The 25,618-nt window shown below is 72.9% G+C and carries 20 protein-coding genes; 12 read left to right on the forward strand and 8 right to left on the reverse strand.

Going from position 1 to position 25,618, the window contains the following annotated elements:
- Positions 1 to 25: 25 nt before the first annotated feature.
- Both RWM17_RS03950 and RWM17_RS03955 read left to right on the forward strand, forming a co-directional pair.
- Complete coding sequence (locus RWM17_RS03950) at positions 26 to 1,588, forward strand: threonine/serine exporter family protein (RefSeq protein ID WP_314101613.1); 1,563 nt, start codon at positions 26 to 28, stop codon at positions 1,586 to 1,588.
- Between the two features lie 80 nt (positions 1,589 to 1,668).
- On the forward strand, positions 1,669 to 3,465 hold the full coding sequence (locus RWM17_RS03955; RefSeq protein WP_314101575.1) for a DEAD/DEAH box helicase: 1,797 nt from the start codon (positions 1,669 to 1,671) through the stop codon (positions 3,463 to 3,465).
- A gap of 163 nt (positions 3,466 to 3,628) precedes the next feature.
- Here the strand turns inward: RWM17_RS03955 and RWM17_RS03960 are convergent, their stop codons facing one another.
- Positions 3,629 to 3,982: a hypothetical protein gene (locus tag RWM17_RS03960; RefSeq protein ID WP_314101577.1), complete on the reverse strand. Its 354-nt coding sequence runs from the start codon at positions 3,980 to 3,982 to the stop codon at positions 3,629 to 3,631.
- 193 nt (positions 3,983 to 4,175) lie between these two features.
- Between RWM17_RS03960 and RWM17_RS03965 the strand changes: the two genes are divergently transcribed.
- Both RWM17_RS03965 and RWM17_RS03970 read left to right on the forward strand, forming a co-directional pair.
- On the forward strand, positions 4,176 to 4,532 hold the full coding sequence (locus tag RWM17_RS03965; RefSeq protein ID WP_314101579.1) for a hypothetical protein: 357 nt from the start codon (positions 4,176 to 4,178) through the stop codon (positions 4,530 to 4,532).
- 116 nt (positions 4,533 to 4,648) lie between these two features.
- The gene (locus tag RWM17_RS03970) at positions 4,649 to 5,005 is read left to right on the forward strand and encodes a hypothetical protein (protein ID WP_314101582.1); all 357 of its coding nucleotides are present in this window, start codon (positions 4,649 to 4,651) and stop codon (positions 5,003 to 5,005) included.
- A 194-nt stretch (positions 5,006 to 5,199) separates the two neighbouring features.
- Here RWM17_RS03970 and RWM17_RS03975 read toward each other — a convergent pair whose 3' ends face one another.
- The 4 genes from RWM17_RS03975 to RWM17_RS03990 form a co-directional block, all read right to left on the reverse strand.
- On the reverse strand, positions 5,200 to 5,613 hold the full coding sequence (locus RWM17_RS03975) for a hypothetical protein (protein ID WP_314101585.1): 414 nt from the start codon (positions 5,611 to 5,613) through the stop codon (positions 5,200 to 5,202).
- Positions 5,614 to 5,726: 113 nt separating this feature from the next.
- Positions 5,727 to 7,601, reverse strand: a complete 1,875-nt coding sequence (locus RWM17_RS03980) for a hypothetical protein (protein WP_314101587.1) — start codon at positions 7,599 to 7,601, stop codon at positions 5,727 to 5,729.
- On the reverse strand, positions 7,598 to 7,969 hold the full coding sequence (locus RWM17_RS03985; protein WP_314101589.1) for a hypothetical protein: 372 nt from the start codon (positions 7,967 to 7,969) through the stop codon (positions 7,598 to 7,600). The genes RWM17_RS03980 and RWM17_RS03985 overlap by 4 nt, the downstream gene beginning before the upstream one ends.
- Before the next feature lie 124 nt (positions 7,970 to 8,093).
- Positions 8,094 to 8,654 carry a hypothetical protein gene (locus RWM17_RS03990; RefSeq protein ID WP_314101591.1) on the reverse strand — a complete coding sequence of 187 codons (561 nt, stop codon included), beginning with the start codon at positions 8,652 to 8,654 and terminating at the stop codon, positions 8,094 to 8,096.
- A gap of 170 nt (positions 8,655 to 8,824) precedes the next feature.
- Here RWM17_RS03990 and RWM17_RS03995 point away from each other — a divergent pair, with 170 nt between their 5' ends.
- Positions 8,825 to 9,301, forward strand: a complete 477-nt coding sequence (locus RWM17_RS03995) for a very short patch repair endonuclease (RefSeq protein WP_314101594.1) — start codon at positions 8,825 to 8,827, stop codon at positions 9,299 to 9,301.
- Between the two features lie 96 nt (positions 9,302 to 9,397).
- Here RWM17_RS03995 and RWM17_RS04000 read toward each other — a convergent pair whose 3' ends face one another.
- The 3 genes from RWM17_RS04000 to RWM17_RS04010 all read right to left on the reverse strand — a co-directional run bounded on the left by RWM17_RS04000 (position 9,398) and on the right by RWM17_RS04010 (position 14,828).
- On the reverse strand, positions 9,398 to 10,171 hold the full coding sequence (locus RWM17_RS04000; RefSeq protein ID WP_314101615.1) for a nuclease-related domain-containing protein: 774 nt from the start codon (positions 10,169 to 10,171) through the stop codon (positions 9,398 to 9,400).
- A gap of 194 nt (positions 10,172 to 10,365) precedes the next feature.
- On the reverse strand, positions 10,366 to 13,809 hold the full coding sequence (locus tag RWM17_RS04005; RefSeq protein WP_314101596.1) for a TM0106 family RecB-like putative nuclease: 3,444 nt from the start codon (positions 13,807 to 13,809) through the stop codon (positions 10,366 to 10,368).
- A 152-nt stretch (positions 13,810 to 13,961) separates the two neighbouring features.
- Entirely contained in the window at positions 13,962 to 14,828 is an 867-nt protein-coding gene (locus tag RWM17_RS04010; protein ID WP_314101598.1) for an AraC family transcriptional regulator, read from the reverse strand.
- A gap of 92 nt (positions 14,829 to 14,920) precedes the next feature.
- On the opposite strand from RWM17_RS04010, the gene RWM17_RS04015 reads away from it, so the two are divergent.
- The 7 genes from RWM17_RS04015 to RWM17_RS04045 form a co-directional block, all read left to right on the forward strand.
- A complete protein-coding gene (locus RWM17_RS04015; RefSeq protein WP_314101600.1) occupies positions 14,921 to 18,397 on the forward strand; it encodes a DUF5107 domain-containing protein in 3,477 nt (1,158 codons plus the stop codon).
- Between the two features lie 9 nt (positions 18,398 to 18,406).
- Positions 18,407 to 19,420, forward strand: a complete 1,014-nt coding sequence (locus tag RWM17_RS04020; RefSeq protein WP_314101601.1) for a substrate-binding domain-containing protein — start codon at positions 18,407 to 18,409, stop codon at positions 19,418 to 19,420.
- Positions 19,421 to 19,502: 82 nt separating this feature from the next.
- A complete protein-coding gene (locus RWM17_RS04025) occupies positions 19,503 to 21,047 on the forward strand; it encodes a sugar ABC transporter ATP-binding protein (RefSeq protein WP_314101603.1) in 1,545 nt (514 codons plus the stop codon).
- Between the two features lie 14 nt (positions 21,048 to 21,061).
- Positions 21,062 to 22,111, forward strand: coding sequence for an ABC transporter permease (locus RWM17_RS04030; RefSeq protein ID WP_314101605.1), 1,050 nt, complete (start codon positions 21,062 to 21,064; stop codon positions 22,109 to 22,111).
- A 3-nt stretch (positions 22,112 to 22,114) separates the two neighbouring features.
- Positions 22,115 to 23,290 (forward strand): zinc-binding dehydrogenase, encoded by a 1,176-nt coding sequence (locus RWM17_RS04035; RefSeq protein WP_314101607.1) that lies wholly within the window; start codon positions 22,115 to 22,117, stop codon positions 23,288 to 23,290.
- Positions 23,287 to 24,249 (forward strand): hypothetical protein, encoded by a 963-nt coding sequence (locus tag RWM17_RS04040; protein WP_314101609.1) that lies wholly within the window; start codon positions 23,287 to 23,289, stop codon positions 24,247 to 24,249. Before RWM17_RS04035 ends, RWM17_RS04040 begins: the two co-directional genes overlap by 4 nt.
- 216 nt (positions 24,250 to 24,465) lie before the next feature.
- Positions 24,466 to 25,618, forward strand: a 1,153-nt coding sequence (locus RWM17_RS04045) for a DUF3375 family protein (RefSeq protein ID WP_314101611.1), incomplete at its 3' end; no start/stop codon positions are given.

The following is a 25,618-nucleotide window of genomic DNA, read 5'->3' on the forward strand; positions in this document are numbered from 1 at the left end:
GACCCGAGACCCCGCGGCTCCCTGGATCCCCACCTACCGGACGCCGCCGAAAACGCCGGCCAAGGCGTCCGGGCGGGGGGCTCCCAAGACGCCCGCGGCGCCGCGTCCGGCGCGCGTCCGCCGGCGTCGGGTCGACGCGCAGGAGATGCGCGACGTCCGCGCCCGTCTGCGCGGCACGATCTACGAGGGCACGACGCCGGCCCACGGCCACCTCGGCGACCTCTACTCGCCGCGTCAGATCGTCGACTTCTGCCTCGACCTCGGCGAGGTGATGCTCGCCTCGGGCGCGGACGTCCGTACCGTCGAGGTCGCGATCGTGGCCGTCGGCACGAAGTGGAACCTCGCCCCGCTGGAGCTCGACATCACGGGCACCGCGATCACCGTGCAGTACACGCCCGTCGAGGGTCCTCCCCTCGTGAAGATGCGCGTCGTCGCGGCCGAGGGCAGCGACCTTCACCGGCTCTCGCTCGTCTACCAGATCGTCGACGAGCTGCTGCACGACGAGCGCGACATGACGAGCGCCGTCGAGGGGCTGGTCACGGTGCTGCGCTCTCCCCCGCGCTGGCCGACCTGGATCACGGACGCGGCCATGGGCCTCTTCGGCGTCTCCGTCTCCCTCCAGGCCGGCGGCTCGCTCGCCGGCGCGGCGGGCGCCTTCGTCCTGATGGTCGGCGCGATGGTCCTCGGTCGTTGGCTGACCCGCAAGGGCATCCCGAACTTCTTCATCGTCGCCCTCCAGTCGGCGAGCGTCGCCGCCGTGGGGTCGCTCGCGATCTGGGCGGGCGCGGTCGGCGCCGGCAGCGCCGCCGCGATGGTGGCCGCCGTGGTGGTGCTGATCCTGCCCCACGTGACGATCGTCACCTGGGCCCAGGACGCCATCTCGGGCTTCCGCGCGATGGCGCTGTCCCGGGCGCTGATCATCGCCCTGATCGTCGCGGGGATCGCCGTGGGCATCCCCGGCGGGCTGGCCCTCACCTCCGGCCTGTCGATCGAGGTCGACCCGACCGACATCACGCTCCGGACCCTGCCGATCTGGCTCCTCCTCGTCACGACCTTCTTCGCCGCGTCGGCGACCGCCGTCACGCAGGGGGCCAACGCCCGCGTCGTGCCGGTCGCGATCGGCGTCGCGCTCGTCGGCACCGTCACCCTGTGGTGCCTGAAGCAGCTCGAGGTGCCCCTGCTCGGCGCGACGTTCCTGGTGGCCACCCTGCTCGGGGCGCTCAGCACCGTCATCGCGGCGCGCCTGCGCGTCTCGGCGACCGCCATCGCCGTGCCTGCCTTCTGCGGCTCGCTCCTGCCGTCGCTGGCCGTCGCCTCCGCCCTGCTCAACGTCATGGCAGGGACGGGCGGCGCGGCGCTCGACGTGGTCGGCTCCGTCTCGACGACGCTCGCCATCGGCGCCGGCCTGGTGCTCGGCAGCCTGCTGGCCACCCCCGGCGCGCGGCGCTCGCTGCGGCGCCGGGTGAAGCGCGTCGTCGTGCAGTCCGAGCGGCTCGACACCTCGCCGATCAGCATCGTCGGCCCGCAGACGCCGGCGCCGGGGACGACGGGCTCGGGCGGTCCGGGAGGCCCGACCGGTGGCGCCTGACCCGCTTCGCCTGGCACGTCTCGGCGACCCGCCTGCGCCGAGCGGCCGTGGGAGCCCGCGCAGTCCTCTACCCTAGAAGGATGAGCGACACCACCGAGAACGACACGATCGACGCCGATGCACCCGAGATCGGTCCGACGTTCTCGGACCTGGGCCTGAGCGACCAGGTGCTCAAGGCGATCAAGGAGATCGGCTACGAGACCCCCTCCGCCATCCAGGCAGCCACCATCCCCACCCTGCTCGGCGGACGCGACGTCGTCGGCCTGGCCCAGACCGGCACCGGCAAGACGGCGGCCTTCGCGCTGCCGATCCTGTCCCGGCTCGACGTCTCGGCCAAGAAGCCGCAGGCCCTCGTCCTCTCGCCGACGCGCGAGCTGGCCCTGCAGGTCTGCGAGGCGTTCGAGCAGTTCGCCAGCGGCATGCGCGGCGTCCACGTGCTGCCCGTCTACGGCGGCCAGGCCTACGGCGTCCAGCTGAGCGCGCTGCGCCGCGGCGTCCACGTCGTCGTCGGCACACCCGGCCGCATCATGGACCACCTGGCCAAGGGCACCCTCGACCTGAGCGAGCTCAAGTACCTCGTGCTCGACGAGGCCGACGAGATGCTCAAGATGGGCTTCGCCGAGGACGTCGAGACGATCCTCGCCGACACTCCCGACGACAAGCAGGTCGCGCTCTTCTCCGCGACGATGCCGCCGCAGATCCGCCGCATCTCGAAGCAGTACCTCAACGACGCCGAAGAGATCACGGTCAAGGCCAAGACCACGACCTCGGTCAACACGAGCCAGCGCTACCTGATGGTGTCGTACCCGCAGAAGGTCGACGCCCTCACGCGCATCCTCGAGGTCGAGGCCTTCGAGGGCATGATCATCTTCGTCCGCACGAAGAGCGAGACCGAGACCCTCGCCGAGAAGCTGCGTGCCCGCGGCTACACCGCCGCCGCGATCAGCGGCGACGTGGCCCAGGCCCAGCGCGAGCGCACGGTCGGCCAGCTCAAGAGCGGCAAGCTCGACATCCTCGTCGCGACCGACGTCGCTGCCCGCGGCCTCGACGTCGACCGCATCACGCACGTCGTCAACTACGACCTCCCGATCGACACCGAGTCGTACGTGCACCGCATCGGCCGCACGGGCCGTGCCGGCCGCAGCGGTGCCGCGATCAGCTTCGTCACCCCCCGTGAGCGCCGCCTCCTCGGCGCCATCGAGAAGGCGACGCGCCAGCCGCTCACGCAGATGCAGCTGCCCACCCTCGAGGACGTCAACGTCACGCGCCTCGCGCGCTTCGACGACCAGATCACGGAGGCGCTCGCCCAGGAGGCGCGCATCAGCGCGTTCCGCGACATCATCGGCCACTACGTCGAGCACCACGACGTGCCCGAGGCCGACGTCGCCGCCGCGCTCGCCGTCGTGGCGCAGGGCGAGACGCCCCTGCTGCTCGACCCTGCCGACGAGCGCCCCGCCCGTCGGGACGACCGTCCGGTCCGCGACGACCGCGGCTCGGGCTCACGCGACGACCGGGGCGGGCGCGCCGACCGCGGCGACCGTGCCGAGCGCGGCCCCCGCACCTCGAAGCCGATGACCGCCTACCGCATCGAGGTCGGCCGTCGCCAGCGCGTCGAGCCCCGTCAGATCGTCGGCGCGCTCGCCAACGAGGGCGGCCTCAGCCGGGACGACTTCGGCGCGATCCAGATCCGTCCCGACTTCTCGATCGTCGAGCTCGCCTCGGACATCAGCCGCGACATGCTCGACCGCCTGGTCGACACGCGCATCAGCGGCACGCTGATCGAGATCAAGCCCGACCGTCGCAGCGGCGGCGCGCCCCGTCGCGACCGTGACGGCGACCGCGGCGGCGACAAGTTCGACCGCAAGCCCCGCCACTAGGCGCTGCTGCGGCTGCGGCTGCGGCTTCGGCTGGCTAGCTGGCTCCAGCGCTGGACAGGTGAAAAGGGACAAGACACTCTCGGGCCCGAGGGTGTCTTGTCCCTTTTCGCGTGTTCCTTCTCCCGACGCCGATGAGCGCAGAGAGCGCGGCGCGCGCGGGGAGCTAGGCGGCGCGCTGTCGACGCGCGCGCACCTGGCGCCGCACGAACTGGATCACGGCCAGCACGACCATCGCCGGCACGAGCACCGACAGCAGCCCGCTGAGCCCGTTCTCGAGCATGCCGAGCGACACCATGTCGTCGGTGACCTGCCGGGCTCCGACGAGCATCGCGACGCCGATGAGGGCCGTGACCAGCGAGAGCACGGCGGCGAGCCCGAAGACGCGGAGGCCGTCCCCGCGAACGATCTGGATCAGCCCGTCGAGCAGGAACGACCCGATGAGCGGCAGCGCGACCGCGAGGAGCAGGACTCCCACGATCATCAGCAGCAGGCCCATGAGGCCGGTGGCGTCGAACACACGACCCCCTCTCGTCGGAGCGACCCTAGCGACGTGGTCTGGGCGACGCCTGCCGTCCAGCCGTGAGCGAGCCCAGGAGCGCGACCCGCGCCTCCTCGGGCCCCGGTCGCCAGGTGCGGGCGACGACCAGGCAAGATGGTCACGCGACGCTCGTCGTGCCTGCCCGCTCCGTCCCGATCCCGTGAGGACCGCCGTGAACACCCAGCCCGAGGGCGTGCCCGCCCTGTTCGGCATCGTCCAGCTCGCCCTGACGCTCGGAGCCGTGGTGCCGCTGGCCGTGGCCGTGCTGGCCGTCGTGCTCTTCGTGCCCAGGCAGAGGAGGCGCGCCACGGCGGACGACGCCCGTCGCCTGCACGACCTGGCTCGCGTCGCCCTGCTCGGATCCGGCCTCGCGACGGCCGCCCTGGTCATCGGCCGGCTCGTGACGTCGGCGTCGGGAGGCGCCTCGTTCGCGTCGGGGGTGTCGTCGCCGCTGCTGGTGGTCGCCGTGCTGACGGTGGTCGTCTCCGGGGTGCTCTTCTTCCTGGTGGCACCCGCGCAGCAGGACTGAGGGGGCCGCTTCGGCCTGGCGCCTCGGCGGCGCTCTTGCCGGACTGCTCATCCCCGGGGTAAGGACCTGTAGGGCCTCGTGCCACATGCCCGGACCGGTCTGTATCGTTGCGCGGCATGGACTTCCCGTCGCTCTCGTCTCCCTCGACGCCTCCACCGGCGAGGCGCCGCCGTGCGCGCGTCGCCCGCGTCGTCGCGGCACTCGGCGGGCTCGTCGGCGTGACCGCGGCGATCCTGCTCGTCAGCCTGCCGTGGGCCGAGCCGGGGCCGATCGTCGCCGCGACGGCGCTGGCGGTGACGGTGCCGACGGCAGGGGCGGTCGGAGCCGTCGCGGCGGTGACGACGGTGCTCCCGTCGAGCGAGCCGTCGGAGCACGAGGCCGTCGACGTCGCCCTGCTGGCGGTCGACGTCGCCGTCGTCGTACTGGTGCTGCCGGGCGTCTGGGTGGTCGGCGTCCTGCTCGGCGGCCCCTGACGTGTCAGGCGCGGGCGCCGCACGCTCAGCGGGGACTCGGGCCTGGCTCCGACTGCTGCTCCGGAGCCCCGGCACGAGGACCACAGCGAGCGTCGCGGGGCGAGTGCGGCGGACGGTTCGGCATGGCGATCAGCGTGAGCTCACCGTACAGATGTCCGTCGCTCGCTCATGTCAGCCCCCGGGAACACGAATGCTCAGTACTTGCTGAAGGGACTCTGGTCCTCGGACAAAGTGAAGCACCGCGACGCGGAGGCGATGGTCACGAGGCGGTCAGCGTCCAGATTGCCGATGAAGGACAGCCCTTGTGGGCCCGACACGATCGCGGTGGGCCCGCCGTCCTTCCAGTCCTGCACCTCTGACGACCAGCCGTCCTTCGACTCCAGGGCACCGACGACTCGCTCTGCGACGTCACGTTCGGACAGGTCACCGGCCAGGGTGAACTCCACGCCGCCCGTCCATTGGTACTGATCGTCGCTGCAGCTCAGGAGCACGCCTTCTTGCCGTTGTTCCACGGCGGCGACTTGATCGCTGGGGAACGCGTCGACGATCGACCGCTCCAGCTCCTGCGTCTCGGCCTTCGCCTGCATCAGGGTCATGCTCTCGTTCACCTGTGCCTCCTCTTGTCGACTGCACCCGCTCGTGGCCACGGTGACGAACACGAGCGCAACGGCAGCCCAGGACGCGCCCCGCACCGAGCGGTGTCGTCCACGTGCAAGACAGCTCATTCGGCACCCGCCTTGATGCGTTCCTCGATGCGGCGCAGCACGGCGAAGTTGTCCGTCTGGCTCGTCGCCACGAGGTTGTGGTTCGCCACCGGGTAGTTCGTCATGTCGAGGCTCGCGGGAGGCGTGGGCAGGCTCCCGGGGTACTGCGATCCTGTCGGCAGCACGAGTTGCCAGTCACCCTCGCGGGAGTAGACGGTCGAGTCGAAGTCAGGGCTCACATCGGGGTTGCGGCCCTCGCCGACCAGGCCGAGGTCCTGGAACTCCGAGAGGAAGTCTCGATAGCTCTGGTGGCTGTACGTGGTGTCGGAGGACGCCTCCCAGCCTGGAGGCATGTAGGCACCGGCGAGCGACTCCACCTGGTCGTAGTGAGCGTCCGCAGCCTCTGAGCCCGTCACCGCCGCCAGCCCCCACGAGTGCCCTATCGCGACTTCGTAGCTCTCAGCCAGCACAGGGTCAGACTCGATCTGGTCCTGGAACTCGGCGAGGTCGCGCCCGGACCGCAGCGCATAGTCGGTGTCGTTGGCCTCGAGGATGCCGCCCGCGAGATCGTCACCCGGACTGCCCCCGGGGAAGTAGCCGTCCTTCCAGACGAAAGCGACCCTCGAAGAGTCTTGATCGACGAGGTACCGGCTCACCTGCTGCACGCCGTTCCCGTAGAAGGACTCCATCGTGGTGCCCGTCCCCGGACTGTACGTGATCGTGGTCTTGGTGTCCGGACCCGGTGTGCCGATCATCTCGACGATGCGGGACCGTTCACGGTCGTAGAGCATCAGTTGTACCTCGTAAGTGCCGTCGTCGAGAGGCGTGACGGCCTTGTCGAGATAGGCGATCTCCTTCTCGAGGGTCCGGATGTCCGCTGCGAGCTGTCTCTCCGCTTCGCTGGCCTGGTATCCGTAGGAGGTCGAGTAGCCGGAGCCGTCGACGAGATCGAGCCGGTCCTTCAACGCACCGAGCTCCTCCTTCGCCTCCGACCGCCTGGTCTCGGCGTTGTGCCGGTTCGCCTCGACGCGGGCCAGGGGAGGCACGCCTCCCAGGGCGCCCATGACGACCGGCGCTCCGAGCAGCAGGGCCGACTGGGTCGCGGACCACCCCGCCGTGTCATCGCCGGCACCACCGCCGAGACCGTCCCACCACGCGCGGACGTCCGTCGGCTCGGGCGGGTGCTCCCGCAGCTGCTCGACCCACTCGGGATGCTGGGCCAGCAGTCGCGAGACGGCGTCCGGGTCGTCCTGCGCGAGCCGAGCGAGGAGGGCGGACGACAACTCGGCGTCGAAGTGCTCCTGTGCCTGCGACCACGAGGTGCTCGTCGCCGAGGCGTCGGCCACGCCGGTGAGGGACGACACGCCCACGGGCTCGGCCACGGACGCGAGGTCGCTCCGAGCCTCGTCGATCGCCGACTCGATGAGCTGCCGCACGGCCTCCCTCTCGGCGACGAGTCCCGCGTTGTGCTCGAACTGCCCCGGACCCCAGACGTCTCCCGTCTGGTCGGAGTCGACCTCGAGCAGCTCGGCCTGGTCGGCCCGGAACGTGGCGACGGCCGATCGGAACGACGCGATGTCCGCCCGCAGCGCCTCGAGCCTCGCCTCGGCACCCGCCAGGGCGTCCGCGCACGTCGTCAGGGTGCTCGCGACGGAGGACAGGGCCTCGGTGAAGTCGGCACCCGCCGTCGCGACGACGGTCATCTTGCCGACGAGCGCCGGCGACTCGGGGGTGTCGTAGCTCGTCGACAGACCCTGCCAGGACGTCGACGCCTGGTCGGTGGCGGGCTGCACGAGCGCGGCCTGCGTCGCGAGGTCGCCCGCCCCGGAGGAGAGGGACGCGACGTCGACGGCGATGTCGGGCAGGGAGGCCAACGTGATCAGGGCCGTCATCGCGGGACGCCTCCGCCGAAGCGGCCGGTGTACCGGGCAACGGCCGCTCGCTCAGCTGCGGAGGCCTGCCCGGACGCCGCCTCCGTCGTCGCGGCCATCACCTCGTCGGCCTGCGCGTACGAGAGGGCGTTGGCCTGCGCGACGGCGGTCAGGGCGCCGGCACGCGCGACCGCGTTCGGTCCCGTCGACCGTCTCGGGTCGACTGCGGCGGACAAGGCCCCCGCCAGTCCCCCCTCGCTGCTCACCGCCGACAGGGCGACGTCCGCGGCTGCCAGGGCAGCCACGATCGCCGCGGATGCGTCGTCCATCTCCCGCGCGACCGAACGGGTCACGTCGGAGATGCCCCCCACGTCGATCGAGTACCTCATGGCGCCACGCTAGCGGAAGGCGAGCCCCGAACGACCGTTCCGTGAGGATTCGTCGGCGCATCACATCACCCGGACGCACAGCGCTCGTGGTCCACCTGCAGCCGGGTGTCCGGTGGCTCGTTCGTCAGTACGTGCTGAAGGGGCTCTCGTCCCCGGACAAGGCGACACATCGCGAGGCGGAGGCGATGGTCACGTGCCGATCCTCGTCCACGTTGCCGACGAAGGACAGTCCCTGCGGGCCCGACACGACGGCGGTGGGACCGCCGGTCTCCCAGGCCTGGACCTCGGACGACCAACCGTCCCGTGAGTCCAGGGCGTCCGCGAGCCGCTCGGCGACGTCCCGGTCGGACAGGGCGCCCGGCAGGGTGAACTCCAGGGCGCCCGTCCACCGGTACAGGTCCTCGGTGCAGCTCAGCAGCACGCCTTCCTGCCGTTGCTCGACCGACGCCACGTGGTCGCTCCGGAACACGTCAGCGATCGACGATTCCAGTGCCTGGGTCTCGGCCTTCGCCTCCGTCAGCGTCAGGTCTGAGCGCGCCCCTGTCTCGCCTGCGCGGGCGCAGCCTCCGGCCGTGACCGTCACCGCCAGCGCCAGCGCGATCGCGATGCCGCCGATCGTGAGCGTGCGCCCCCTCGTCATGCGCGATCGAGGCACGGGCCTGGCCACGCCGCGGTCGGCATCCATGACCTCACGCTGTCCGAGGCCCCCGCTCTTGAGAGACCGTCCACGGCCGGGAGCATCCCCTCACGTCATCCGCCTGCGTGTCTCCTCAACTGCCTCCGTCCCTCGACCGGTGGCCCCCCGGACACGTCCCTGAAGTCTCGTCGGTGGCCGAGCCCGTCTAGCGTCCCCACGTGCCCCCTTCCTCCCGCCCCGTCCGGCCGAGCTCCGACGAGTTCGACTCGGACGCGGCCACGCGTCTTCGGATGAGCCGCATACGTCGTCGCGACACGAAGCCCGAGTGGCTGCTGCGACGAGCCCTCCACGCCCGCGGCTGGCGTTACTTCGTCGACCGACCGGTGCGGGGCGTGAGCCGGTGCCGACCCGACCTGCTGTTCCCGCGCCTCCAGGTGGCGGTCTTCGTCGACGGCTGTTTCTGGCACTTCTGCCCGCCGCACACCCACCTGCCCCGGGCCAATGCGACGTACTGGCACGCGAAGCTGCTCGCGAACCGGCAACGCGATGCTCGGCACGACGCCGAGCTGACGCGGGCGGGCTGGCGCGTGGTCCGTGTCTGGGAGCACGACCCTGCAGGGGTCGCCTTGGCGACCGTCGAGGCCGTCCTCGTCACGGCTCGAGAGGCGCGGGCGCGGACGCGGACGCGACGATAGCGAGCCCGTGAGACGCCGCGAGAGCGACAAGACGGCGCGATCTTCCGCGTCGCTTTGTCGCTCTCGCGTCGTCTTGCCTTGCCGAGGAGGCGCGGGTCAGCCGAGCGACGACGTCAGGACGGCGAGTGCACCGCCGAGCAGCGCGATCCCCGCGCCGACCGAGGCGGCGACCGTCCCGACGGCGGCGCCGAGCGCCCATCGACGGCGCCGTCGCCCGGCGAGGTCGATGTCCCGCTGCAGTCGCTGGAACCGCTGCTCGTGACGGAGCGTGTCGTCGAGGACGAGCCCCTGGGTGTGCCACGTCGCGCGCTCCTCGGCGAGCATCGCGAGGTAGGTGACGGCCTCGGTCGAGTGGACGGCCGGCAGGGACCGGAGCCACCGGCCCACGTGGGCCTCGGGCAGCACGACGACAGGCGGCTGCTTCTTGCCGAAGCGGATCGAGCGTGCACCGACGATCACGAGCGCCGGGGTGACGTCGACGGGACCGCCCGCGCGAGCCGAGAGGAGGCGCGACGCGCGTGCCGCCTCCGACAGGGAGTTGCGGATGTGCCACGTCCGCGTGCCGTTCACCATGAGGGTGCCGCCGCCGACCCAGATCTTCTTGTCGTCGTGGTGCTTCGTGTTGAGGGTGAAGACGCCGGGCGGGCCGACGACGACGTGGTCGATGTCGGACTCGCCGCTGCCGACGGGCACGGAGTGGAGGACCGTCCACTCGGGGCCGAGCTCGTCGAGCACCCGCGCGACGCGGATCTCGCCGAGAGCGCCCTGGTACCAGCTGCGGGCGTCGGGCCGGAGCGGGTGCCTGCCCCAGAACCGGTCCGCCGACGTCCGGGGCGGGGCGGCGGCCTGGAGGCGCAGGCACTCCTGCATCACCGAGTAGGCGGGTCGCCGCGCCCGCAGGGTCAGGGCGACGCTTCCGCGCGCGACGGTCTCGAGCTGTTCTTCCCCATGTGGTCGACGCTAGGAGGCGCCGCGCGCTCCGCCCAGCCCCCGAACGGGCCGCGGCGACGCGAGAGCGACAAGACGATCTGATCTTCCGCGTCGTCTTGTCGCTCTCGCGTCGCCTAGGCCGGCTGAGGGCCCGGCTGCGGGCCCGGCTGAGCGCCCTCGACGAGCTCGATGAACCGCGACAGCAGCCCGAGCCCGGCGATCGAGGTCGGCATCGACGACGCCAGCGCCGGCGAGTGGACGAGCCACGCCGCCCACTTCGCGCGCGAGATCGCCACGTTGAGGCGGTTCGGCATCAGCAGGAAGTCGAGCCCGCGCGGGATGTCGGCCGCGGACGACGCGGCGAGCGAGACGATCGCGACGACGGCCTCACGACCCTGGAACAGGTCGACCGTGCCCACGGTCGTGCCCGCGTAGCCCGCGCGGTCGAGCAGCTCGCGGATGACCGCGCCCTGCGCGTTGTACGGCGCGACGACGATGACGTCGTCGTCGGTCAGCGGGCGGCTGCCGTGCTCGTCGGTCCACCGTCGGCCGACGACGTCGCGCACGAGCTCGACGACCCGCTCGGCCTCGTCGACCGACGACGTCGTGTCGCCCGCGTGCACGACCGGCGCGACGTGCAGCCCGGGCTCGACACCCTCGAGCAGCCGCGACGGAGCGCGCGATTCGAGCTGCCCCGCGTACGAGAGCCGCGACACCGGCGCCGTCACCGCGGGGTGCATCCGGTACGTGCGCGACAGGAAGTACCCGAGCTCGGCCGGCAGCACGTCGTGTCCGTCTGCCACCCAGCCGAGCGCTGATTGGTCGACGGGCTCGGGGTGCGACCCCTGGCTGACCTGGGGCAGCTGTTGCGGATCGCCGAGCAGCAGGAGGCGCTGGGCGGCGCCCGAGGAGGCGATGGTCGGCGCCAGCGAGAACTGCCCGGCCTCGTCGACCACCAGCAGGTCGAGCGAGCGTCGCGGGATCGTGTCGCCGTTGGCGAAGGTCCACGCCGTGCCGCCGACGACGCCGCCGGTCTCGCCGGCCCCGGCGACGAAGCCGGCCACCGCCGCGCCGTCCTTGACCGGGGTCCAGGCCGCCGCCTCCAGCGCCTCGGCGTCGGTGCCCTTCTTGGGCACCTTGACGACACGGGAGGAGTCGACGCCCTTGGCGACGACCGCCTCGAGGAAGTTCTCGACGACCGCGTGCGACTGCCCGACGACGCCGACGCGCCAGCCGTGCTCGCTCACGAGGCGGGCGACGACGGTCGAGCCCACGTAGGTCTTGCCCGTGCCGGGAGGACCCTGCACGGCGAGGTACGAGCGGTCGAGGCCGAGCAGCGTGCGGGTCACGGCAGCCACGGTGTCGCCGTCGACGACGGGCACGAGTCCCCCGCGCGGCGGCACGCGGCGCAGCAGGTCCAGGGCTGCATCGGGCCGCATCGACGGCAGCTCGTCGAGCAGGGCGCGGCCCCACTCGGAGATGGCCTCGGGCTGCGGTGCCGCACGCGGAGGTGCAGCGGGCGTGAGTGCGAGCGGGAACTGGCGGTGCGGCTCTCCGCCGCTGGCCAGCGACTCCTTGACGAGCAGGACGACGCTGTCGCCGTGCGCATCGACGTCGAGCACCGTGGCGCGCGCCGTCGCCCCGCGGAGACCGGGACCGGCCGCCCGGACCGTGGGCGGCAGCGGCGCGTCGTAGACGAGGTGCGGCGAGGGACCGCCCGCGCTGAGACGGCTGCCCGGCCCGAGCGAGCCGACGAGGCGCAGGTCGCGCGACAGGGTGCGGGCTCGCGGCAGCTTCTCCCAGTCGCGCACGACCTCGGCCCGCTCGACGACGAACACGTCGCGCGTGTCGCCCCACTCGTCGACCGGCCGGCGCAGGCGGTCGAAGTGCTCTTGCCAGAACGTCTTGGCCTCGCGCCGGTGGTAGTCGATCGCCGCCGCGGCGAGCGCCAGCGCCGTCTGGTCGGCGTCGCGGTCGAGCGGGTCGACGTCGGCCAGCAACGCCGAGAGCTCGACGAAGACGGGGTCAGGCTCGGCCTTGACCCGTTCGTCGTCGACGAGCGGCAGCAGGTCGTCCGAGGCCTCGACGTCGGTGGTCGCGGCGAAGCCGAGCAGCCAGTCGCGCAGCCGCAGGGTCGACCGGCAGTCGTACTCGTTGTAGTCGGCGACCTGGTCGAGCCGGGCCTGACCGGACGGGTCGCCGGTGCGGAGCGCGGTGATCGCCTCGACGTAGGCCGTGATGCTGTCCGCGGCGTTCACGACGCCCTCGTCGTCGCGCAGGTCGGCCCCCATGTAGAGCGGCTCGAGCTTCTTGATGGAGTAGCTGCGCGAGCCGACCAGCAGGGCCTTGCGCACGATCGGGTAGAGGTCGACGAGGACGCCGTCGCGCAGCAGGTCGTCGACCTCCTCCTCGCCGACGCCGTGCCGGGCGGCGAGCGACAGCAGGTGCGTCCGCTCGTAGGAGGCGTAGTGGTAGACGTGCATGCCCGGGTGGGCGGCACGTCGCTCGCGCACGTACGCGAGGAACGCGACGAGCGCACGCCGCTCTTCTCGGAGGTCGTGCGCCCAGAACGCGGTGAACCGCGCCTCGTCGTCGACGAGGCCGAAGAGGTAGTCGAGGCCCCACACGCTGCTGTCGCCCTCGGTGTAGAGCGGGTCGCCCTCGAAGTCGAAGAACACGTCGCCGGGGTCGGGCGCCGGGATCGCGGCGAGCGCCCCGGCGTCGACGAGCCGCACCTCGGGGCGGCCGTGCTCGCTCGCCAGCTGCAGCTGCGCCTGGCCCCGGAGGCGCGCGAGGGCCGCGCCGCCCACTCCCGGCACGGCACCGGTGCTGACCGCGAGCTCGTCGATGCTGTGCACGCCGGCGTCGTTCAGTCGGGAGCGCTGTGAGGGCGTCAGCCCGGCGACGAGCACCAGGTCGCGGTGCCGCTCGACCTGCGTCGAGCACTGCGAGCAGCGGCCGCAGGCGGTGACGCCCGGGGCGCCCCAGGCAAGGGGCTCGGTCGCGCGCACCCGCTCGGCGACGACCGAACGGAGCTGTGCCTGCTGGGCCCGGAACACGGGTGAGATGTCGGCCAGGTCGTGGGTCGACCGCGACCCGTCGCCGAGCACGAGGTGCACCTGCGCGCCCACCGGGACGCCGAGCGCCTCGATCTGCTCGGCGTAGGCGGCGAGCTGCAGCAGGGCAGGGATCTTGGCGTGCCGCGCCAGCTTCGTGTCGTACACCTCGTACTCGCCGGCGTCGTTCCGCACCAGGAAATCGCTGAAGCCGATGAACGACCCGTCGAAGAACGTCGCCTGGTAGAGCACGTCGGCACCGGCCCGCATCGCGTCGGCGGCCGCCCGCGCCGCCGCGGGGTACTCGTCGCGGGACGGCCGCTCGAACTCGACGACGTCGTGGGTCGCGCGCAGCTGTTCGAGGAACCGCACCTCGTGGTCGTCGCCGAGCCGAGCCGTGCGGTCGAGCATCGCGTCGGCCTCGTCGACCACCGCGTCGATCCGCCCCAGCTTCGCGTCGAGCCGTCGCAGGAACGCCCACTCGCACGCGGCCCAGGTCGTGAGGTCGGTCGGGCTCGTCACCACGGTGTCGTCGGCGATGTAGATGAGGGCCTCCTCGTGCAGGTCAGGCCGGACGACGAGCGTCGCGGGGGCGTGCTCGCCACCGTAGCGGCCCCCTCCGACACGATGAGGCAGCAGCCCCGCGGCGGCCCGGCAGCAGCCCGCCCCGGGCCTCAGCCCTTGCGCTGGGCCCGGTACGCGATCGGCGTCAGCCCGTGCACGGCCCGGAACTGCCGCGAGAAGTAGAAGGGGTCGACGTAGCCCACCCGGTCGGCCACGAGCCCGACGGGCAGGTCGGTCGTGTCGAGCAGCTCGCGGGCCCGCGCCATGCGGAGCTGCGTCTGGTACCGGAGCGGCGTCGACCCCGTCTCCGCCTTGAACCGCGCGGCGAAGTGCGAGGGGCTCAGCCTCGCCAGGGCGGCGAGCTCGTCGACGGAGACGCGGTCCGTGACGTGCTGGCGCAGGTACTCCTGGGCCTGCTCGACGGCCGACTCGCGGGGGCTGCCGACGCGACGCTCCGAGCAGAGCAGGGCCATCAGGTGCCAGGCGGCGCCGGAGGCGGCGAGCACGCTGGCGAAGGTCTGGTCGCGTTCCATGGCCTGCACCACCTCCTCGATGAGCGCGACCACGCGGTAGACGTCCGAGAGCTGCCGGACGGGAGCAGACGACGAGAGGCCCGCCACCCGGAGGAACTCCGCGAGGTCGCGGCCGTCGAGGTGCAGCCACCACAACGTCCAGGGCGACGCGTCGCCCGAGCCGTACTCGTGCGGCGCGTCCGGCGGGACCACCACGACCTGGCCGGCGGCCACCTCGTGGCGGACCCCGTCGACGACGCACCAGCCGGCGCCGCGGACGCAGACGAGCACGACGCTCTGCGGCACCCCCTCGGGCCGCGCCATGCCGTGCGCCCTGGCCTCGGGGAAGTACCCGGCGTCGGTCACGACGAGGTGAGACGTGCCGGGCCTCGCCAACGCCGCGCGGACGCGGGGGCGAGGCATGACGAGCAGGCGCTGCCCGGGGAAGCCGTCCTCGATGGTCATCCCGCCATCATGGACGCGCGTCGTGGTTTCGTCCAGGCATGCCGCAGGATCGGTCGTTCCGGAGGCGACGCCCGCCTCCCTACGCTGGCTTCATGCTCACCGCCGAGTCGAGGTTGACTCTTCCCCCCGTGCCCGCTGACCAGGCCTCGGCAGGCGTCGCCGCCTGGTCGGAGCCCCTCGTGGTCGACACGTACCTGCCGGGCGAGCCCGACCGGTACCCGGCCTTCCTCGACTCCCGCGTCTACCAAGGATCGTCCGGGCGGGTCTTCCCCCTGCCGTTCCACGAGAGCATCGAGCCCGAGAAGCGGCCGCACGTTTGGGACGCGGTCCACCTGGAGAACCAGTGGCTGCGCCTCGTGATCCTGCCCCAGCTGGGCGGGCGGATCCACGTCGCCTACGACAAGACCGCCGACTACGACATCTTCTACCGGAACAACGTCGTGAAGCCCGCCCTCGTGGGCCTGGCCGGTCCGTGGATCTCCGGGGGCGTCGAGTTCAACTGGCCCCAGCACCACCGCCCCGCGACGTTCCTGCCGACCGACGTGTCGATCGAGCGCGAGGCCGACGGGGCCGTCACCGTCTGGTGCTCCGACCACGACCCGTTCGCCCGCATGAAGGGCATGCACGGCATCCGCCTCCGGCCCGACTCCTCGCTGATCGAGGCCCGCGTTCGGCTGTTCAACCGCAGCGACGAGACGCAGACGTTCCTCTGGTGGGCGAACGTCGCCGCCGCCGTGGGCGACGACTACCAGTCGTTCTTCCCCACCGACGTCCGACACGTCGCCGACCACGCCAAGCGGGCCGTCGTCGACTTCCCCCGGGTCGCCGGCGAGTACTACGGCGTCGACTACCCCGCCCGCGTCGGCGCCGACCGTCCCGACGCCGACCGTCTCGACTGGTACCGCAACATCCCCGTGCCCACCTCGTACATGGTCACCGCGACCGACGACGACTTCTTCGGCGGCTACGACCACGGCCGCCGTGCCGGCTTCGTGCACTGGGCCGACCGGGCGATCTCCCCCGGCAAGAAGCAGTGGACCTGGGGAGACGCGCCCTTCGGCTGGGCCTGGGACGACAACCTCACCGACTCGGACGGCCCCTACGTCGAGCTGATGGCCGGCGTCTACACCGACAACCAGCCCGACTTCTCCTTCCTCGCCCCGGGCGAGACCAAGACCTTCAGCCAGTTCTGGTACCCGATCACCGAGATCGGGCCCGCGCACCAGGCCACGAGGGACGCCGCGATGCGCGTCGACCTCGCCGACGCCGGCGACAGCGGCGCACGCGACAGCGACGCCGGCCGCGGCGCCCCCGTCCTCCGCGTCGGGCTCGCCGTGACGCACGTCCACGACGAGGTCGAGCTCCGTGTCCTGTCGCGTGACGGGTCCCTGCTCGACCGGCACCGCGCCTCCGTCGCTCCCGGTCAGCCCACGGTGCTCGACCGAGCCCTGCCCTCCGGCACGACGCTCGACGAACTCGTCGTCGAGGCCCGTGTCGACGGCCGTCTCCTCGTGGCCGTCGACGGCGCCGACGTGCTCGCACAGCTCGATGCCGAGGCGCGAGCGGACGACGCCCCCGGCGCGGACACGACGGACGCCGCCCCGGCCGCAGCCGTCGCCCCGCCCGCGCCCGCCGACGTCGCGACCGTCGAGGAGCTGTTCCTCGTCGGCCAGTACCTGCAGCAGTACCGGCACGCGACACGCTCGCCTGAGCCGTACTGGCTCGAGGCGCTCCGTCGCGATCCCGGCGACGTGCGAGTGAACGTCGCGCTGGCGACGCGGCTGCACGACGCAGCCCGCTACGACGAGGCGCTCGCCCTGCTCCGCACGGCCGTCGCCCGCCAGCTCACCTGGGCGCCGAACCCCGCCGACGGCGAGCCGCTCTACCGTCTCGGCCTGACGCTGACGAGGCTCGGCCGGACCACAGAGGCGAAGGAGGCGCTGGCCAAGTCCGCCTGGAACGCGGCCTGGGCGGCCCCCGCGTCGCTGGCCCGGGCCCGGCTGCTCGGACGCTCGGACCCGGCAGCGGCCGAGCCGCTGCTCCGCGACGTGCTGCGACGCGACGCCGACAACCTGCAGGCGCGTGACCTGCTCGTGCTCGTCCTGCGCGCGCTCGGCCGTCGAGACGAGGCCGAAGCCCTCCTCGACGAGACGCTGGCGCTCGACCCGCTCGACCAGTGGGCGCGGCACCTGGCGGGCCGCGCGCTCTCGGACGACGCACCCACCCTGCTCGACGTGGCTCTCGAGTACGGCTCCGCCGGCTGGCTCGACGAGGCCCTCTCGGTGCTCGACCTCGCCCAGGCGCAGCTCCCCCGGGCCGCGCAGGGGCAGGTGAACGTGGGGCCGCTGCTCGGTTACCACCGCGCCTCCTTGCTGGCCCGTGTGGGTCGCACGGACGAGGCCCGCCGTGCGCTCGTCGCGCTGCACGCCGTCGACGCCACCCGCTGCCTCCCCTCGCGGCTCGACGACGTCGCCGCCCTCGTCGAGGCCGTTCAGGTCGTTCCCGCGGACGGCCTCGCCTGGTCGCTGCTCGGCAGCTGGTTCTACGCCCACGGCCGCGGTGCTGACGCCGCCGACGCCTGGCGTCGGGCGCTCGAGGGCGATGTCGACGACGCGCAGGCCGCGGTCGCCGAGCGCAACCTGGGCATCGCCGCCTACAACGTCGAGCACGACGCCGAGCTGGCCGCGACGCACTTCGAGGCCGCCCGGCGCCGTCGTCCCGACGACTCCCGGCTGCTCTTCGAGGCCGACCAGCTCGCCGAGCGCAGCGGCACGGCTCCGGCCGACCGCCTCCGGGCCCTCGAGCTGCGACCCGACCTGGTCGACGAGCGGGACGACCTCAGCGTCGTCCGCGCCCGGCTGCTGACCCTCGTGGGTCGTCACCACGACGCGATCTCCGCGGTGGCGGTGCGCCGGTTCCAGCCCTGGGAGGGAGGCGAGGGCCAGGTGCTCGGCGTCTGGGAGGCCGCCCAGCTGGCGGCCGCACGCGAGGCGCTGACCGCGGGCGACGCGGCAGAGGCCCGTGCCCGCGTCGAGTCGGCCCTCGAGCCCCCGGCGACCCTGGGCGAGGCACGTCACCCCCTCCAGACGACGGCGGAGCTGCACCTCGCCCTCGGCGACGCCCTGGCCGCCCTCGGCGATGACGGAGCAGCTCGCGACGCCTGGCAGCAGGCCGCGGCCGCCACCGGCGACTTCGCCGGCATGGCGACCCAGGCCTTCACCGAGCGCAGCGCCGCCGCCGTCACCGCCCTGACACGCCTCGGCGCGCACGACGAAGCGCGTGCCCTGCTCGGGCAGTTCGACGCCTTCGTCGACGACCTCGCTTCGACCCCGGCCGAGGTCGACTACTTCGCGACGTCGCTGCCGACGATGCTGCTGTTCCAGGACGACCCGCAGGACGTGCGGGACGCCGAGGTCCGGCGGCTCCGGGACGTGGTCCGCGACCTGCGGACCGACCTCGCGACCGATCGGCCGCGTCGCTCCTCCCCTGTCCTTGCCAGCTCCCCCGCCTCCAGGCCCGACCCGACCGCCCCCGCGATCACGACCGGCGACGACGCCGGTCGCCTCTAGGAAGGAACCATGACCATGACGACACGCCCCAGGACGCGACGCCGCGTCCTCTCCGCGGCCGCGCTGCTCGCGGCCGCCGCCGCCCTCGCCGGCTGCTCCATCCCGACCGCCGACGGCGGCGAGGGCGGGGCCGAGCGCATCGGCGCCCTCTACCTCGACTCGCAGGGCTTCTACGGAGGCGTGAAGAAGGGCGTGCAGGACGCGGCCGACGCCGACTCCAAGAAGGTCGACTTCCTCGAGTCGACCTCGGCGGGCGACGTCTCGAAGGAGAGCTCGTTCATGAACACGCTGACCTCCTCCGGCGTCAGCGCGATCATCATGTCTGCCGTGTCGACCGACGGCAGCGTCCCCGCCGTCCGGCAGGCGAGCGAGGCCGGCATCCCGGTCATCTGCTACAACACCTGCGTCAGCGACGACGCCGTCGACGAGTACGTGACGGCCTGGGTGCTCGGCGACCCGCTGAAGTTCGGCGGCGACCTGGGGAAGCAGGCCGCGGCCTACTTCACCGAGGCCGGCATCACGGCCCCGAAGATGGGCGTCATCAACTGCGAGCAGTACGAGGTGTGCCAGCAGCGCTACAAGGGCTTCTCCGAGGCTCTGACCGCAGCGCTGCCCGGTACCGTCTTCGTCGCCAACCAGGAGGGCGCCGAGGTCGACACGGCCGTCTCGACCGCCGAGCAGATGCTCAGCGCGAACCCCGACCTCGACGGGCTCTACGGCGAGGCAGGAGGCGCGACCGTCGGTGCGTACAAGGCGGTCCAGACCCGCGGCCTCACCGGCCAGGTCGCCGTCTTCGGCTCGGACATGACGAGCGACATCGCCGCCGAGCTGGCCGACGGCTCCGTCCTCAAGGCCGTCGTCGACATCAGCGGCATCGAGGCAGGCAAGCTCGCCTTCGCCGCCGCCCAGGACGCCATCGACGGCAAGACCCCCGACGAGAAGGTCGTCGCCGCGCCGATCGACCTGTACCTGCCCGCGGACGCCGCCGGCTGGTCCGAGACCCACCCCGACGGCCTTCCCTGATCGGCAGGAGGAGCCCGGCTGCCTGCCGGGCTCCTCCTCGTCCGTTCCTTTCTCTCCACTCCCCGATCCACGGAGGATTCCCTTGTCAGAGTCGACAGCCGCCACCCCGGCCGCGCCGCTCGATCCCGAGCGCGACCGCGGCGCGCCCATCGCCGAGGCCCGCGGCGTCAGCCAGGTCTACCCCGGCGTCACCGCCCTCGACGGGGTCGACTTCGCCGTCCACGCCGGCGAGGTCCGCGCCCTGCTCGGCCAGAACGGCGCCGGCAAGTCCACGCTGATCCGCCTGCTCAGCGGCGTCGAGACCCCGACGACCGGCGAGGTGCTGCTCGGCGGTCAGCCGCTCGGCGACGGCGGGGTGACCGCCGCCTCCGCCGCGGGGGTCGCCACCTGCTACCAGGAGCTCAGCCTCGTCCCCGGCGTCACCGTCGCTGAGAACCTCGCCATGGGCCGTTGGCCCCGCGGCCGGTTCGGCATCGACACGCGCGCCATGGTCGAGCGGGCCCGCGCCACGTTCGAGCGCCTGGGCGCCGACATCGACGTGCACGCCGAGGTGGCCGGGCTGACGCTCGCCCAGCAGCAGATCGTCGAGATCGGGCGGGCGCTGCAGGACGACCCGCGCCTCCTCATCCTCGACGAGCCGACCAGCGCCCTCGCCGCGGCCGAGGTCGACCTCGTGCTCGACACCGTCAGACGGCTCGCCGCGCAGGGCGTCGCGGTGCTCTACGTCAGCCACCGGATGGACGAGATCCGGCAGATCGCCGACACCGCGACGGTGATGCGCAACGGGAGGGTCGTCGAGACCGTCTCGATCGCCGGCAGCGACACCGCGCACATCATCGAGCTGATGATCGGCGCCGACCCCGAGGAGCGCGCGGTCGCCACCCGCCCGGCGACCAGCGGCGAGGTGCTGCTGAGCGTGACCGACCTCGACGTGGCGCCGAAGCTCCGCGGCGTGAGCTTCGAGGGCCGTGCCGGCGAGGTGCTCGGCATCGCCGGGCTGCTCGGCTCGGGCCGCACCGAGCTGCTGCAGGCCATCGCGGGGTTCCGTCCCGCCGCCTCCGGCACGATCTCGATCGCCGGCTCCGTCGTCGACCGGCCGACCGCCTCCCGCATGCTGGCGCTCGGCGTCGGCATGACGCCGGAGGACCGCAAGGGCCGGGGCGTCGTTCCCGGCCTCGGCATCGACGAGAACATCGTCATGAGCGACTTCGCGAAGGTGAGCCGAGGAGGCGCCCTGTCGGCCGGCTCGATCGCCGCGGCCACGAAGGCCCTCGCCGAGAAGCTCAGCATCAAGGCGCACGACCTGTCGCGCCCGATCAGCACCCTCAGCGGCGGCAACCAGCAGAAGGCCGTGATCGCCCGCTGGCTGCACGCAGACAGCCGGGTGCTGCTGCTCGACGAGCCCACCCGCGGCGTCGACGTCGAGGCGAAGGCGCAGATCTACGAGATCATGCGCGCCGTCGCCGACACCGGCAAGCTCGTCGTCTTCGTCTCGAGCGAGATCGAAGAACTGCCGCTCGCCTGCGACCGCGTCCTCGTGCTCCGCGACGGCGGGCTCCGCGAGGAGTTCCGCGCCCCCGACATCTCCCTGCCCGTGCTGCTCCAGGCCTCCATGGTCTCGAGCTAGAGAAGGACGACCCGATGACCACCACGCTCGACCCCACGACCACCCCGGCCCCGGGACGAGGAGGCGCGCCCCGCGACTCCGCCCTCGGCCGCGTCCGCGACGCGTTCCGCCGCAACACCACCCTCGTCAACATCGTCGGCCTGCTCGTCGCGATCGTGCTGCTGTACCTCTACCTCATGTTCAACGCGGTCGGCTTCTTCACGATCGCGAACCAGAGCGGCCTGCTGCGCGACGCCGCCCTGATCGGCATCGCCGCCACCGGCATGACCCTCGTGATCATCGCCGGCGAGATCGACGTGAGCACCGGCCCCGCCGTCGCCCTGTCGTCGGTGATCGTCGCCGTCGCGATGACGCAGTGGGGCCTGCCGGCCCTGCTCGCCATCCTCATCACCCTCGTGGTCGGGGCCGGCTGGGGCGCCCTCGCCGGCGTGCTGCGCGCCCGGTTCCTCGTGCCGTCGTTCATCGCGACGCTGGGGCTCTGGAGCGTGCTCCGCGGCCTCGGCCAGTTCGGCACCGACGCCCTGCCCGTGCCGCTGCCGCTCGACGAGCCGGTGATGCCGTTCCTCACCGGGACGATCGTCGGCGTGCCGACCCCGGCGGTCATCATGATCGTCGCGTTCCTCGTCTTCGCGTTCGTCGCCCGCAAGACGGCCTTCGGCCGCTCGGTCTTCGCCATCGGCGGCAACGCGGCCGCCGCACGCCTGGCCGGCATCAAGGTCGCCCGGGTGCGCGTCGTCCTGTTCGCGATCATGGGCATGCTCGGCGCGCTCAGCGGCGTCCTGCTCGCCGCCCGCCTCGGCTCCGGCAACGCCGGAGCGGCGAACGGCCTCGAGTTCGACGTGATCGCCGCGGTCGTCATCGGCGGCACGGCGATGTCGGGCGGGCGCGGCAGCCTCGTCGGCACGTTCCTCGGCGTGATCTTCATCACCCTGATCGGCAACGGGCTCGTCCTGCTCGGCGTCGACTCGTTCCTCCAGAGCGTCGTGCGCGGTGTCATCATCGTGCTCGCCGTCCTCCTCAACGTCACCCTGTCCCGCAAGCGCGGGTCGATCGAAGAGAGCTAGGCCATGACCACCACCGCACCCTCCCCCGCCGGCTCGACCGGCACCTCCTCGTCGCTGCCCGACACCATGCAGGGCGTGTTCCTGCCCGGTGACCGCACCGCCGAGCTGCGCACCCACGACGTGCCGACGCCCGGCCCCGGCCAGGTGCTCGTGCAGGTCGGCGCCAGCGGCATCTGCGGCAGCGACATCGGCTTCATCTACGGCGGCTACAAGACGCACAAGGGCCTCGACGGCGCGCCCGCCTACAAGGGCGTCGTCGCCGGGCACGAGCCCTCGGGGCGCATCGTCTCGGCGGGCACCGGAGTGACCCGCTTCGGCGTCGGCGACGACGTGATCGTCTACCACATCCAGGGCTGCGGCCGGTGCCGCAACTGCCGCTCGGGCTACTTCATCAGCTGCACCGACCAGCCGCACAAGGCGTCGTACGGCTGGCAGCGCGACGGCGGGCACGCCGAGTACGTGCTCGTCGACGAGTCCACCTGCGTGCCGCTGCCCGACGGTCTCTCGTACGTCGACGGCGCCCTGATCGCGTGCGGCTTCGGCACCGCGTACGAGGGCCTCCGCCGCACGGGCGTGCACGGCGGCGAGGACCTGCTCGTCGTCGGGCTCGGCCCCGTCGGACTCGCGGCCGCCATGCTCGGCCGGATGCTCGGCGCCCGTCGCGTGATCGGCGTCGAGCGCTCGCCCGAGCGCATCGAGTTCGTCCGCGCCACGGGACTCGTCGACGACGTCGTGCTCGCCGACGCCGACGCGGTGTCGGCCGTCCTCGCCCTCACCGACGGCGTCGGCTGCCAGGTCGCCGTCGACTGCTCGGGCAGCACGCCCGGCCGGTCGACCGCGGTGGAGGCGGCGGCCGAGTGGGGCAGGGTCGGCCTGCTCGGCGAAGGGGGCCGGCTCGAGACCGAGGTCTCGGACACGCTTCTGCACAAGCAGCTCACACTCACGGCCTCGTGGGTGACGTCGCTGCAGGGCATGGAGGACGTCGCGCGCATGATCGCCGAGGGCGGCCTCAGCCCCGAGATCGTGGTGTCGCACCGCCTCCCGCTCGGCGACGCCGACGAGGCGTACCGGATCGCGGCGGCCGGGGCGACCGGCAAGGTCGTGCTGGTGCCGGACGGCGCTCCCGTGCGCGAGGAGCCCGCGTCGCGGACGACGACCGTGGGGCACGCCGCCTCGTGACGGTCGTCGTCGAGCGGACCGGGCGGGCCGACCTGCCCCTCCTCCGCGTCACGACCGACGAGCTGGCCCTCGTCTTCGCACCGACCCGAGGCGGGCGGCTCCTGTCACTCGTCGTGGGCGGCCGCGAGCTGCTCTGGCAGAACCCCGAGCTGATCGACGCGGACCTCGTGCCGGTCGTGCCCGTGGCCGACTGGCCCGCGAGCGACGGCGGCATGGACACCTGGGCGAACCTCGGCGGCTCCAAGACCTGGCCGGCGCCGCAGGGCTGGTCGGGGCCGGACGAGTGGGCAGGCCCGCCCGATCCCGTGCTCGACTCCGGGCCGTGGACCGCGGAGTGGGTGGCGGACGACGCCCAGGCGACCGTGACGCTCACCAGCGGCGACGATCTGCGGACCGGGCTCCGGGTCGTCCGCGAGTTCCGCCTCCTCGACGGCACGTCGTCGTTCACCGAGCGGGTCGCCTTCACGAACACGTCGGCGACGACGCGGCGCTGGTCGATCTGGGAGGTGTGCCAGGTCGACACCGGCGGGCCCGACGGCCGCGCGGCCGAGGGCTCGGTCGTCGTCGTGCCCCACGCCGCCTCGGCCGAGGAACTCCACCTCGGGACCTACGAGGGCGGGCTCGTCAGCGCACACCGCGGTCACGACGTCGTCCTGCCGCTCGGCACGGGCGTCGCCAAGCGTGGCTACCCGGGTGCGTCCGGGTCGGTCGAGCTGCACGGTCCCGACGGGCTCGAGATCGGCCTCGCGACGTCACCAGTCGAGGCGGGCACCTGGCCCGACGGAGGCTCGAAGGTCGAGGTCTGGCTGCAGCGGCCCACCGACGCCCCGATCGAGTCACTCGAGGGCCTGCACCCCTCCGCCCACCTCGTCGAGCTCGAGGTGCTCGGTCCGCTGACGACCCTGGCGCCCGGCGCCACCTCGACCCTCGACGTCGAGTGGAGCACCGCGCGGCTCTGACCTGCGCAAGTCGGCGGGTTCCTGTGCCGGTCGGCGGGTCCCTGTGCCAGTCGGCGGGTCCCTGTGCCAGTCGGCGGGTCCCCGTGCCCGGCGGCGGACGGGCGCTCACCCGCCGCCGGCGACGGGGACCCGCCGGGGCCGGGCGCGCCGCCCGCGCACGGTATCGTCGTCCGTCGACATCGAGCACGGTCGGCACGGCGCAGGAGGGGACGAACGGTGGACGAGACAGCAGCCCCAGCCCCTGAGGCCGCAGCCCCCGGTGGCCCCCTGACCCGCGACGACGTGCGCGACGTGTGGGAGGCGGACCCGACCTGGGCTCTCCTCCGGAGCACGAACAGCCGCTGGGTCGTTCCCCTCTTCTCCGAGCACCTCGAGCAGGCCGAGGGCCCGGTCTCGGCCGACTGGTTCCACCAGCGCGTCGCCGACGCCCTCGAGCAGAACGCGGCCGAGCACGCACGAAGCGGCGGCGGCGAACAGGGCCGAGCCGAGGAGGCGCCGCCCGCGCCGGCCCCGGACGGCCCCGCAGCCGAGATGCGCGCCACCCCGGCGGACTACTGCCGCAGCTGGGTCGACGCCCGGTGGCTGGTCCGCACCCGCGCCTCCTCGGCGGACACGGCCCGTGCCGAGTACCGTCTGTCGCCGCACGCGCTCCGGGCGCTGCGCATCGTGCGCGAGCTCGTCGAGGCGGACAACGCCGTCAGCGAGGCGCGCCTCGGCAGCATCGCGAACGCGGTCCGGCAGCTGGCCGGGCTCGCCGACCCGAGCGTCGAGTCGCAGCTGGGCCGCATCGACGCGCAGCTGGCTGACCTGCAGCGTCGTCGCGACCGGATCGAGCAGCACGGCACCGAGCCGGTCCCCCTCGACGCGCTGAGCCGTCAGCTGCACGAGGTCGTCCGGCTGACGGCGTCCCTGCCCGCCGACTTCCGTCAGCTGAGCGCGATGGTCGAGCAGCGGCACCGCGAGGTCGCCCGCCGTGCCGCGAGCGAGGACCTCGGCAAGGGAGCGCTCGTCGACCAGTACCTCCGCGAGAACGACCTGCTCGAGCAGACGCCCGAGGGGCGGGCCTACCGCGGCTTCGCGCAGATGCTGTCGTCGAGCGAGATCGACCAGATGCGTGCCGACATCGGGACGGTCCTCGCCCAGCCGGACGCCGCCTCCCAGATCGGCGAGCGCCAGCGCGCCCAGCTCGAGCAGCTCATCTCGTCGCTGCTCGCCGAGGAGCAGGCCGTGCAGGAGACCTACGGCCGCTGGACGTCGTCGCTCCGCCGGTTCCTCAGCCGGTCGGGCGCCGACCGGCACCAGCGGCTGCTCGCCCTCGCCGACCGCGCCCTCGACGCCGGGGCTGCCTGGGCCGAGCAGCGGCCGGGAG

The sequence above is a fragment of the uncultured Frigoribacterium sp. genome (genome assembly GCF_963515265.1).
Taxonomy (GTDB): domain Bacteria; phylum Actinomycetota; class Actinomycetes; order Actinomycetales; family Microbacteriaceae; genus Frigoribacterium.